Genomic DNA, 11,383 nt, shown 5'->3' on the forward strand with positions numbered 1-11,383 from the left:
GGGGTCTTTTTACCTTCTCCCCTTGTGGGAGAAGGTAAAGGCGCGCTCACTTCGCCTTTGAAAACGCCAGCCACAGGCCGCCGCCGACCAAAAAACTGCCGCTGATCCTGGACATCAGCTTGATGCGGCTGGCCGAAAGCAGGCGGCCGGCGCGGCTGGCGGCGAGCGCGTAGGTTGAATCGGAGACGGCGGCGAAGATCATGGCGGTGAAGCCCATGACGACGATCTGCAGCGTGTAATTGCCCTGCGGGGCGATGAACTGCGGGAAGAAGGCGCCGAAGAAAACCAGCGTCTTCGGATTGCTCAGCGCCACCAGCAGGCCCTGCAGGAAGAAGCCGCCGCGCGGCTTCCTCGCCGTGCCGTCGGCGTTCAGCGTGCCCTTGGCGCGAAACATCTGCACGCCCATCCAGATCAGATAGGCGGCGCCGATCAGGCGCACCCATTCGAACCAGTGGCCCATGCCTGATATCAGCGTGTTGAGGCCGATACCGACAATGGCGATCATGACGGCAAGCCCGGCCTGCGTGCCGGCGACATTGGCAAGCCCGGCGCGCGCGCCATGGCGGATGCTGTTGGCGATGATCAGCGTCACCGTCGGGCCGGGCACCAGGATGATGACGATGCAAGCAAGAACATAGGCGGCGTAAAGTTCCAGCGACATGGGGATTCCTCGGGGATTTCCTCAGACAGAATACGCCTCGCACGGCGCGTCAGGGCCTGATCAATGCACGCCAGCGACGCTGGTGCAAGCCGTCAGGACAGGTCGCCTTCGGTCGCGAATTGACGTCAGGACGCTCCGACCTGCCATGGCAGCGTCGCCTCATAGGCCGCGCCCGCGCGTAGCACGGCGAGGTCGCCGCGCGGCCGGCCGATCAGTTGCATACCCATCGGCCTGCCCTTGGCGTCGAAGCCGACGGGCACGTTGAGCGCCGGACAGCCGCCGAGCGTGGCGAAGGCTGAAACCTGCATCCAGCGGTGGTAGCTGTCCATGGCGCGTCCGGCGACCTCACGCGGCCAGTGGATGCCGACGTCGAAAGGAAACACCTGCGCCGTCGGCAGAGCGATGAGGTCGAAGCGCTCGAACAGGGAGAGCAGCATTCGGTGCCAGGAGGTGCGGACGACCGAGGCCGCGCGGATTTGCGGCGCCGTCAGCCGCATGGCGTTCTCCACCTCCCAGATGGCTTCCGGTTTCAGCAGGGTCCGTTTGTGCGGATCGTCATAGTGGATTTTGAGCGACGAGCCGCCGGTCGCCTGGCGCAGGGTCACGAAGGCCTGCCACAGTGCTTCGAAATCGACATCCGGCAGCAAGGGCTCGGTCACGAAGGATGCCTCCGCGAAGTGGCCGAGTGCGAATTCGCACAGATCGAGGATGCCAGGCTCGACAGGCAGATGGCCGTTGAGATCGCCAAGCCAGCCGATGCGGCCACCTTTTGCCGGCGTGGCCAGGCCCTCGAGGAACGAGCCGGGTTTCTCCCAGGACAGTGGCGCCTGCGGATGGTAGCCCGCCTGCACATCGAGCAGCAGCGCCATGTCCCTGATGTTGCGACCCATCGGCCCGTCGACGCCCATCTGGGCATGAAAGACCTCGACGTCCGGCCCGCCCGGCACAAGCCCTTGCGACGGGCGGAAGCCAAAGACATTGTTCCAGGCGGCCGGATTGCGCAGCGAGCCACCGAAATCGCTGCCGTCGGCGACAGGAACCATGTTCAGCGCAAGGGCAACCGCAGCGCCGCCGCTCGAGCCGCCGGCGGTCAGCGTCGGATCGAAAGCGTTCAACGTCGGGCCGAACACGTTGTTATAGGTGTTGGATCCCAGCCCGAATTCGGGAACATTGGTCTTGCCGATGATGATGGCGCCGGCATTGCGGATGCGCTCGACGAAGAAATCGTCTTCCTGCGGCACGAAATCGGCAAAGATCGGCGAGCCGGAACTGGTCCTTAGCCCACGGGTCATGGCGAGGTCTTTTATGGCCATCGGTAGGCCGAACGGGGTGCCGGTCGGCTTGCCCCGCGACAGATGCGCGTCAGCCGCGTCGGCCTCGCGCAAAATGTCGGCGCGCTCGCGCAATGAGACGATGGCGTTGACCAGCGGGTTCACCGCGTCGATGCGGTCGAGGAAGGCCGTGACCACCTCGCGTACAGACAGCCGGCGCAACCGGATCGCCTCGGCGAGGTCGACGGCGGACATCCGGCAGATATCGCCGGCCGGCGGCACGGCATGCTTCGTGGCGGGGCGCATGGCTGTTATCCGGCGTTGTTTCGCAGGGCGGCATCGACATCCGCCGCCAGCGGGATCGCCGGCTGGGCGCCGGGCTTCAGGCAGGCGAGCGAACCGGCAGCTGCGGCGCGGGTGAGAGCCTGTTCGAGCGGCAGGTTGGACGCCAGCCCGGCAGCGAGATAGCCGCAAAACGTGTCGCCGGCGCCGACCGTGTCGACCGGGGTAATTTTCAACGCCTGCACGGTCAGGAAATCGTCCGGCGTCGCCGCCAGCACGCCGTCGCCGCCGAGCGTGACGACGATGGTACGGCCGGTCTTGCCGGCGAAGTCGCGCATGCGCGCCGGGCGGTCGCGGCCTTTCAGCGACAGCGCCTCGCCGTAAAGGTCGAATTCGGTTTCGTTGGCGACGGCGTAATCGGCCTTGCCGAGAAACGCTGCCGCCTCGCCGCGGAAGGGAGCGGTGTTGAGCACGGTGATGGCGCCGGCGGCGCGTGCGGCATCAAGCGCTGAATCGACGGTCTGCAGCGGGATTTCGTGCTGCAGCAGGACGACGTCGCCCCTCCCAAGGAAGGCTTTGGCGAGATCGCCCGGCAGCACCGAATCATTGGCGCCCGGCACCACGGCGATGACGTTCTCGCCGTCGGCGCCGACCAGGATCAGCGCCGTGCCGGTGGAGGCGAAGCTCTGGCCGACGCCGGAGAGATCGACCATGCCGGCCACAAGCAGGGCGAGCGCCTCGGTGGCGAAGTTGTCCTTGCCGACGGCGCCGACCATGCGCACCTTGGCGCCGGCGCGCGCGGCGGCCAGCGCCTGGTTGGCGCCCTTGCCGCCGGGCGCGGTGGTGAAACCGGAGCCGCGGACCGTCTCTCCCGGCGAGGGCAAGCGGTCGACATTGGCGATAAGGTCGAGGTTGATCGAGCCGACAACGATAATCAAGAAAATGCCTCCAGCGGAATGCGCGGGACGCTAACCCGTAAGCCGGCGGCTTGCCAGAGCAGGCAGAATTTTTGCGCGATTTCCGAGGGCTCGCAGAAAAGAAAAACACCGGCGAAGGGTTTTCGCCGGTGTTGTTTGATGCGGGGTGCTTCAGGAGGCGGTCTGGCCCGCTTCCCAGCCGAGGATGGCGCGCTTGCGCGTCAGGCCCCAATGATAGCCGGTCAGAGCGCCGGACTTGCCGATTGCCCGGTGGCACGGCACGACAAAGGACAACGGGTTGGCGCCGACCGCCGCACCCACTGCCCGGCTGGCCGTTGGCGCACCAATGCCGGCGGCGATCGAGGAATAGGTGCAGGCCCTGCCCATCGGGATCCTCAGCAGAGCGTCCCAGACACGCAGCTGGAAGTCGGTGCCGATCATCACCACGCGCAGCGGCTGGTCGGCGCGCCACAGCGTCGGATCGAAGATGCGTGCAGCATAGGGCTGGGTGGCGCTCATGTCCTCGACATAGGTGGCGTTCGGCCAGCGGCCCGACATGTCGGCGAAGGCCGCCCGCTCACCACCCGGATCGTTGAAGGCCAGCCCCGCAAGGCCACGGTCGGTGACCATGATCAGGGCGATGCCGAAGGGCGAGATGTGGTGGCCGTAGCGGATGGTCAGCCCTTCGCCGCGCGTCTTGTAGTCGCCCGGCGACATCGCTTCGTGGGTGACGAACAGATCGTGCAGCCGGCCGGGGCCGGACATGCCGAGCTCGAACGATGTTTCGAGCAGCGGCATGCCGGAATCGAGCAGCTTGCGAGCATGGTCGAGGGTGACCGCCTGCAGGAAGGCCTTTGGCGACAGGCCGGCCCAGCGGGTGAACAGTTTTTGCAGCCCGGTCGGCGTCTCGCCGACATCGGCTGCCAAAGCTTCCAGCGAGGGCTGGTCGCGGTAGTCGAGGCTGATCTTCTCGATGGCGCGGCGCACGACCTCGTAGTCGCTGCCTTCGGGGGTGATGTCGTTCTGCAGGATCGCTGTCGGTTTCATCTGCGTATTCATGGTCATCTGGGCGTTCATGGCAATATCTCCTTGATCGCGAATATCGGTCTTTGCGCCCTTTGCAACCACCCGAAACTTGCCTTGTTGCGGCGCAAACCCAGATAGAAGCTGGCCCAGATAGACACTGGCCCAGATAGACACTGGATTGCCAAGCAGGAGATGCCGATGGCCGGCGAAAAGGTAAGCCTGAGCGGGGCAAGGGAGACCTTGCTGATGACGCTCTACGGCAAGGCGCTGGAGAGCCGGTTGCCGCATTCGCTGCTTGGGGATCGCTTCGCCGATGACGCCGTGCGCAAGATCGATTATGATTTTTCGCGCCTCAAGGTCGACACCAATCTCGGCATCGGCCTGGCGATCCGGGCCAGGACGTTCGACGTGCGCGTTCAAGATTTCATCGCCAGGAATCCCGGCGCCATCGTGCTGCATCTCGGCTGCGGGCTCGATACGCGCATCTTCCGTGTCGATCCGCCTGAAGGCGTGGAGTGGTTCGATGTCGACTATCCCGATGTCATCGCGCTCCGGCGCAAGCTTTACCCGTCCCGGGAGCGCTATCACCTCGTCGGCTCTTCGGTGACCGACCCGGACTGGTTGGCCCAAGTGCCCCGCAACCGCCCGGCCGTCGTGGTGATGGAGGGGCTGACGCCCTATCTCCCGGCGGAGGAGGGGCCACGCCTGTTGTCGCGCCTTGTCTCGCATCTTGCCGGCGGCGAGCTGATGTTCGACGTCTACAGCCGCTTCGGCCTGAAGCTGCTTCGACTCAATCCGACCATCAGGGCGACGGGCGCCGAGGTCCACTGGGCGATCGACGACCCGCACGCGCTGGAGCGGGCCGTTCCGAAGCTGCGCTTTGTCGACGACATCTCGGCCTATAGCGCTGAACGCACAGCTCACATGGGCTGGTCGGCGAAACTGTTCATTGGGCTGTGGAGACACATTCCTGCATTGCGCAAGGTCGGCAGGATCCTGCGCTACCGGTTTTGAATAGAATTGTAAGCCTGCTTATTTGGAGACCCTCAGCCACGTATTGCCGCTACTGGAAAAACTATCATATGGCTGAGTCGTGACGAAACAGGCTTCCTTGGCATTCCAGCCGCAATTTCGCTCAGAGCCATAATTTTGAGCTATCGCGTCGCGAAAAGATAATTGAAATGAAATCACACACAGCATGACGCCGATCAAGGTCAAAACGGCTTTTGTATAACGATCGATCATGACTTTCCTCCCATCTCCAAGATTGGAGATGAGATCAGAAAACAAGTATAGCTTCAAGTCACGATCTGGCCTTTGTCAGTGCCCGTGAAAAAGCAGCAGCAAAACTCTCACGAGAGCCGGGGTCGAGGAAAGACCCGATCGGCACATTCTGCCCCTGTGCTTCCACCACCATTTTCGTGATGCCGATCTCGGCGTGACGAGAGACGGAGAAGCGGGCCCAGAACGGGTTGAAGCGATGCGCTTCGGACCGGCCCGAGGGCGCTGTCTTGCGGATGTCGAGGCTGGTGCGCGAGACCGACACTTCCTCGCGGGCGCGGGCGGCGCGATAGTTGGCGCGGAAGGCGATGTAGACGGCGATCACATCGAGCCCAAAGAAACCGAACACCGGCCAGGCGCCGCGCGACAGGAAGAACGCTCCGGTCACCACCCAGCCGAACAGCAAGGCGCCCATCAGCACAGCAAAGCCGGTGCGGCCGAGCGACCGGTGCGGCGTCAGCAGCGCCTGGAAGAATGGCTCGTCAGCTTGCGATGAGGCGTTTGTGTCGCTCATGAGGGGATATTATAGGAAGGGTATGGCGAGCCCCAAGTCCAAAAAATCCGCAATGCCGAAAAATTCAACCACGCCGAAAATCGAACTGCCGCCCGGGCGGCGCGACGGCTCGAACGCCAAGCCGCGGCCGCGGCCGGCAAGGGTCCGCTCACTCTACAGCGCCGCCGAAGTGGATGAGATCTTCCGGCGGTTTTCGGTGCAGCGGCCGGAGCCGAAGGGCGAACTCGAGCACGTCAATGCCTTTACGCTGCTGGTGGCGGTGGTGCTGTCGGCACAGGCGACCGATGCCGGCGTCAACAAAGCGACGCGGGCGCTGTTCACGATCGCAGACACGCCTGAAAAGATGCTGGCGTTGGGCGAGGCCAGGGTCGGCGAGTACATCAAGACCATCGGGCTCTGGCGCAACAAGGCCAAGAATGTCATCGCGCTCTCAGAGGTGCTGATGCGCGATTATGGCGGTGAGGTGCCCGGTGACAGGGATGAACTGGTCAAGCTGCCGGGTGTCGGGCGCAAGACCGCCAATGTCGTGCTCAACATGGCGTTCGGCCAGCACACGATGGCGGTCGACACCCACATTTTCCGCATAGGCAACCGGCTTGGGCTAGCGCCGGGCAAGACGCCGGAGCAGGTCGAGCAAGGGCTGCTGCGGATCATCCCGGACGAGTATATGCGCCATGCGCATCACTGGCTGATCCTGCATGGCCGTTATGTCTGCAAGGCGCGCAAGCCCGATTGCCCGTCTTGCGTCATCGCCGATATCTGCAAGTCGGCGGAGAAGACCACCGACGTGCCGGCGCCGCTGGTGCCGATCGCGGCGCTCGGCCCAGCGGATATCTAAGGGGAACTAGTTCTCCTCCACGAACACCTCTTCGCGCTTCTTCTTGACCGACGGCAGGAAGACGACGACGAGCACGGCGAGTGCGACGAACAGCAGGCCGGCGCTGATCGGCCTCGTCACGAAGGTCGAGGGGTCGCCGCGCGACAGGATCATGGCGCGGCGCAGGTTTTCCTCGAGCAGCGGGCCGAGCACGAAGCCGAGCAGCAGCGGTGCGGGTTCGCAACGCAGCTTTGTCAGGACGTAGCCGAGCAGGCCGAAGAAGGCGACGGCATGGAGATCGAAGGCGTTGGTGTTGACGCTGTAAACGCCGATCGAGCAGAACGCCATGATGATCGGGAAGAGCACGTAATAAGGGATCGTCAGCAGCTTCACCCAAAGCCCGATCAGTGGCAGGTTCAGGACGATCAGCATCAGATTGCCGATCCACATCGAGGCGATGATGCCCCAGAACAACGCTGGCTGCTCGGTCGCGACATTGGGACCGGGCACGATGCCCTGGATGATCATGGCGCCGATCATCAGCGCCATGACCGGGTTGGCCGGAATGCCCAGCGTCAGCATTGGAATGAAGGAGGTCTGGGCGCCGGCATTGTTGGCCGATTCCGGTCCGGCGACGCCGGCGATGGCGCCCTTGCCGAACTCCCCCGGGTTTTTCGACACGCGCTTTTCCACGGTATAGGAGGCAAAGGACGCAAGGACCGCACCGCCGCCGGGCAGGATGCCGAGCGCCGAACCGATAATGGTGCCGCGCACGATCGGTGCCGCCATGGCCTTGAAGTCGTCGCGGGTCGGCATCAGGCCGGAGACCTTTTTGATCAGCACCGAGCGCTCGTGCTCGTTTTCGAGGTTGCGCAGGATCTCGGCGACGCCGAAGACGCCGACAGCCACCGCGACGAAGTTCAACCCGTCGGCATATTCACGGATGCCGAGCGTGAAGCGCGGTGTGCCGGTGTAGATGTCGGTGCCGACAATGCCGAGCAGCAGGCCGAGCACGACCATCGCCAGCGCCTTGACGATCGAGCCATGGGCGAGCGCGATGGACGAGACGAGGCCGACGATCATCAGCGAGAAATACTCCGCCGCGCCGAATTGCAGGGCGATTGCCGTCAGCGGCGGGGCAAAGACGGCGACCAGGAAGGTCGACACCGTGCCGGCGAAGAACGAGCCGATCGCGGCGATTGCGAGCGCCGCCCCGGCGCGGCCGTTCTTGGCCATCTGGTAGCCGTCGATCGCGGTTACGGCCGAGGAGGATTCGCCGGGCATGTTGATGAGAATGGCGGTGGTCGAGCCGCCATACTGGGCGCCGTAATAGATGCCGGCAAGCATGATGAGCGAGGAGACCGGGTCGCCGATCTGGAAGGTGATCGGCAACAGCATGGCGATGGTTGCGGTGGCGCCGATGCCGGGCAGGACGCCGATCAGCGTGCCGAGCAGGACGCCGATCAGGCAGAAGCCGAGATTGGCCGGCGTTGTGGCCGTCGAAAAGCCGAGTGCGAGGTTGTTGAGGAGGTCCATGTCAGCGCCTCACAACGGCAGCCATTGGGGCAGCCAGGGGCCGAAGCGCTGGAACGGCAGCCCGAGCGCGTAGCTGAAGACCAGGACCGAGAACAGCGTCAGGCCGGCCGACAGCACAAGCGCGGTCAGCGGCTTCATGCGGCTGCTGGCAAAGGAGGCGATCAGCGCCGTCAGGAAGATCGACGGGACGAAGCCGAGGCCGCGCACCGTCAGGCCGAAGAAGATCGGCGCCGGCAGGATGAACAGCATGCCCCGCCAGGCAATGGGGCCGATCGGCTCGCCCTCGACGCGCACCGCCTGGACGAGGATGATGGCGCCGAGCACGATCAGCACGATCGCCAGCACCAGCGGGAAATAACCCGGTCCCATGCGGAAGGCGGTGCCGATTTCGAGGCCGAGCGACTGTATCGCGAAAAAGGCGCCGAAAAAGATGAACAGCGCGGCGCACAGGCCGTTTGTCCTGTCGATAGCGAAAGGTTTCATGACGGTCCTCCCAGGCCCTGGGCCTGCCGTTGCGACTGTGAAAACGAATGAAAACGGGGCGCGCCAGAAGCGCCCCGTTCAAGCCATCAGTCGGCGTACTGGCCGGCGGCCTCGATGATCGGCTTCCAGCGCGTGATCTCGCCTTCCAGCTTGGCCTTCAGCGCTGCCGGTATAGCATCGGCTTCGGATGACGGCTTGGTGCCGAGTTCGGCGAAGCGGGCGATGACGTTGGGGTCCTTCAGCGCGACCTGGAGCGATTTCGACAGGCGGTCGGTGATCTCGGCCGGCGTGCCCTTCGGCGCATAGAGGCCGTGCCAGATGCCGACCTGTACCGCGGGCAGGCCGCCTTCGATCGTCGTCGGCACGTCCTTCATGACCTCAAGGCGTTCCGGCGTGGTGACGGCATAGGCCTTGATGGTGCCGCCCTGGATCTGCTTGGTGGTGTTGGTGGTCTGGTCGCACATGATGTCGACCTGGCCGCCGAGAAGGTCGGTCATGGCCGGGCCGGTGCCCTTGTAGGGTACGGTGACCAGCGGCGTGCCGATGGCGCTCATGAACAGCATGCCGCACAGATGCGAGGCAGCCCCTATGCCGGCGTTGGCGACGGTGATGGTGTCCTTGTTGGCCTTGGCGTATTCGACCAGCCCTTTCAGGTCTGTCGGCTCGAGGTCCTTGCGGGCGACGATGGCCATCGGCACCTCGGTGACGAGGCCGACATATTCGAAAGCGTTCAGGGTGTCGTAGGCGAGCTTCCTGTAGAGCGTAGCGCTCGTCGCCATGCCGATGTGATGGAGGAGCAGCGTGTAGCCGTCCGGGTCAGCGTTGGCGACACGGCCGGCGCCCAGCGTGCCGCCGGCGCCGCCGACATTCTCGACGATGATCTGCTGGCCGAGATCCTTCGACATGGCTTCGGCGACAAGGCGCGTGACCGTGTCGGTCGGACCGCCGGCTGCAAACGGCACGACGACGGTGATGGTGCGCTCGGGATAGGTCTGTGCTGAGGCGGTGAACGAATAGAGCGTGACGGCCGCGGCGGCGGCCAGGGCGGCAACAAATTTCCTCATCTTAATTCTCCTCCCAGGATATCAATTTCCAATCGCTGTGCAGGTCCGGCAGCGATGGGGCAACAAAGGCAAGCTAACAGATTGTCGCCTGACGCAAACTGTTAAATACAGTCGTCCGCAACCATGGCGCTCAGTGGGGAGTATGCCCGGCGGAGCTGGGTTTCGTGTTGGCGTTGCTTCAGAGCAATTCCAGGAAAAGTGTGAAGCGGTTTTCCCGGGAAAAGCGCGTAGCGCTTTCCCTTGGGAATTGCGTAAAAACAAAGCTCTAGTAACCGTAGCCGCGCGCCATGGCCGCCGCGAAGATTGGGATGAGCAGGAAGATGAAGGCTTCGGCGCGCACATAGGTCTTCACCGAGGCGAGCTCCGCCGCCGGCACCTGGAAGCCGGGGCTGGCGCTGGCCTGTCGGTTCCAGGAGATGAAGCGGATGGTCGGGATGATCGACAGCAGGCCAACGATGCCGAACGCCGCCATCTTGGCCCAGAACACCCAATTGTAGACGTAGAACTCCCAACCCTTCAGGCCATAGATGACGCGGCCGATGCCGATGATGATGATCAGGGTGGCGATGATGCCGTAGTGGCGGTCGATGCCGGCAAGTCGCTTGAGCGTGGCGGCAGACAGCTCGCCGCGGATCAGGACGAATTCGGCGCCGATGATGCCGGCCAGCGAGAACACCAGCAGATGATGGAAAATGGCAAGCACAAGATCGGTGGTGTCCATGGTGTTCTCCCCCCATTGGCGGTATCGAGGCGGCCCTCGCCGGACCGGTTGCGAAAGGTAGCATCGTTCGGCAGAATTCCCAGAGGCGGGCTTGCCTTCGACCGAGCCATCGGCGCCATAGACGCCACATCCTGACAGCTAGCTTTGATTGATCGAGATAGCTTGCCTGGCCGCACGATGATCTGCGTTGGCCCTTGTTGGCGAGCGTCGGTCTGTTAAGCGACGACCGTCAACGGAGGCAGAGTTTCATGGACAGTCCAAAAGCAGCCGGCGTTCCGGTTCTCGAAACGGAACGGACCATTATGCGGGCTCACCGGATCGATGATTTCGACGACTATGTCGTCATGTGGGCCAGTCCCGTCACCACCCGTTTCATCAGCGGCAAGTCGCGGACGCGTGAGGAAAGCTGGATGCGGTTCCTGCGGCACGCCGGCCTGTGGTCGCTGCTCGGTTGCGGCTTCTGGGCGATCGAGGACAAGGCCAGTGGCCGTTTCATCGGCGAAGCCGGATTCCATGATCTCAAGCGCGATATCGAGCCGTCGCTCGAGGGCATTCCGGAAGCCGGTTGGGCGCTGGCGCCGCAAGCGCATGGCAAGGGTCTCGCCAGCGAAGTCGTCAAACGGGTGCTGGCCTGGGGCGACGAAACCTTTGCCGGCGCCAGAACCGTCTGCATCATCGATCCGGAGAACACCGGCTCGCTAAACGTCGCGGCAAAGTGCGGCTACACGAAGGTGCTGGAAACCACCTATCACGATGGGCCGACGATCCTGCTCGAACGGTTGGTGTGAAGCACTTCATCGACGCTATTCC

Annotated in this window: 13 protein-coding genes; 3 read left to right on the forward strand and 10 right to left on the reverse strand. The window is 63.9% G+C overall.

From position 1 onward, the window contains the following. Positions 1–46: 46 nt before the first annotated feature. From AC1DYO_RS23605 to AC1DYO_RS23620, 4 genes are all read right to left on the reverse strand, one after another. Positions 47–661 (reverse strand): LysE family translocator, encoded by a 615-nt coding sequence (locus tag AC1DYO_RS23605; RefSeq protein WP_181059510.1) that lies wholly within the window; start codon positions 659–661, stop codon positions 47–49. A 125-nt stretch (positions 662–786) separates the two neighbouring features. Next, on the reverse strand, positions 787–2,238 hold the full coding sequence (locus AC1DYO_RS23610) for an amidase (protein WP_477266872.1): 1,452 nt from the start codon (positions 2,236–2,238) through the stop codon (positions 787–789). Positions 2,239–2,243: 5 nt separating this feature from the next. Further along, positions 2,244–3,152: a ribokinase gene (locus AC1DYO_RS23615; RefSeq protein ID WP_477266873.1), complete on the reverse strand. Its 909-nt coding sequence runs from the start codon at positions 3,150–3,152 to the stop codon at positions 2,244–2,246. Between the two features lie 150 nt (positions 3,153–3,302). Beyond that, positions 3,303–4,208, reverse strand: coding sequence for a methylated-DNA--[protein]-cysteine S-methyltransferase (locus AC1DYO_RS23620; RefSeq protein WP_477266874.1), 906 nt, complete (start codon positions 4,206–4,208; stop codon positions 3,303–3,305). A gap of 147 nt (positions 4,209–4,355) precedes the next feature. On the opposite strand from AC1DYO_RS23620, the gene AC1DYO_RS23625 reads away from it, so the two are divergent. After that, positions 4,356–5,171 (forward strand): class I SAM-dependent methyltransferase, encoded by an 816-nt coding sequence (locus AC1DYO_RS23625; protein WP_477266875.1) that lies wholly within the window; start codon positions 4,356–4,358, stop codon positions 5,169–5,171. Positions 5,172–5,189: 18 nt separating this feature from the next. Here the strand turns inward: AC1DYO_RS23625 and AC1DYO_RS23630 are convergent, their stop codons facing one another. Both AC1DYO_RS23630 and AC1DYO_RS23635 read right to left on the reverse strand, forming a co-directional pair. Beyond that, positions 5,190–5,402, reverse strand: a complete 213-nt coding sequence (locus AC1DYO_RS23630; protein WP_477266876.1) for a hypothetical protein — start codon at positions 5,400–5,402, stop codon at positions 5,190–5,192. A 58-nt stretch (positions 5,403–5,460) separates the two neighbouring features. Next, positions 5,461–5,952 carry a DUF2244 domain-containing protein gene (locus tag AC1DYO_RS23635; RefSeq protein WP_477266877.1) on the reverse strand — a complete coding sequence of 164 codons (492 nt, stop codon included), beginning with the start codon at positions 5,950–5,952 and terminating at the stop codon, positions 5,461–5,463. Between the two features lie 22 nt (positions 5,953–5,974). On the opposite strand from AC1DYO_RS23635, the gene nth reads away from it, so the two are divergent. Beyond that, positions 5,975–6,790 (forward strand): endonuclease III, encoded by an 816-nt coding sequence (gene nth / locus AC1DYO_RS23640; protein WP_477266878.1) that lies wholly within the window; start codon positions 5,975–5,977, stop codon positions 6,788–6,790. A gap of 6 nt (positions 6,791–6,796) precedes the next feature. Here the strand turns inward: nth and AC1DYO_RS23645 are convergent, their stop codons facing one another. The 4 genes from AC1DYO_RS23645 to AC1DYO_RS23660 all read right to left on the reverse strand — a co-directional run bounded on the left by AC1DYO_RS23645 (position 6,797) and on the right by AC1DYO_RS23660 (position 10,573). After that, on the reverse strand, positions 6,797–8,305 hold the full coding sequence (locus AC1DYO_RS23645) for a tripartite tricarboxylate transporter permease (protein WP_477266879.1): 1,509 nt from the start codon (positions 8,303–8,305) through the stop codon (positions 6,797–6,799). Positions 8,306–8,314: 9 nt separating this feature from the next. Continuing rightward, positions 8,315–8,788, reverse strand: coding sequence for a tripartite tricarboxylate transporter TctB family protein (locus tag AC1DYO_RS23650; protein ID WP_477266880.1), 474 nt, complete (start codon positions 8,786–8,788; stop codon positions 8,315–8,317). 86 nt (positions 8,789–8,874) lie between these two features. Beyond that, complete coding sequence (locus AC1DYO_RS23655; protein ID WP_477266881.1) at positions 8,875–9,852, reverse strand: tripartite tricarboxylate transporter substrate-binding protein; 978 nt, start codon at positions 9,850–9,852, stop codon at positions 8,875–8,877. 265 nt (positions 9,853–10,117) lie between these two features. Beyond that, on the reverse strand, positions 10,118–10,573 hold the full coding sequence (locus AC1DYO_RS23660) for a DUF2214 family protein (protein ID WP_477266882.1): 456 nt from the start codon (positions 10,571–10,573) through the stop codon (positions 10,118–10,120). 248 nt (positions 10,574–10,821) lie between these two features. Between AC1DYO_RS23660 and AC1DYO_RS23665 the strand changes: the two genes are divergently transcribed. After that, complete coding sequence (locus AC1DYO_RS23665; protein ID WP_477266883.1) at positions 10,822–11,361, forward strand: GNAT family N-acetyltransferase; 540 nt, start codon at positions 10,822–10,824, stop codon at positions 11,359–11,361. The last annotated feature ends 22 nt before the right edge of the window (positions 11,362–11,383 follow it).

The organism is Mesorhizobium sp. P2_F5, assembly GCF_056403715.1.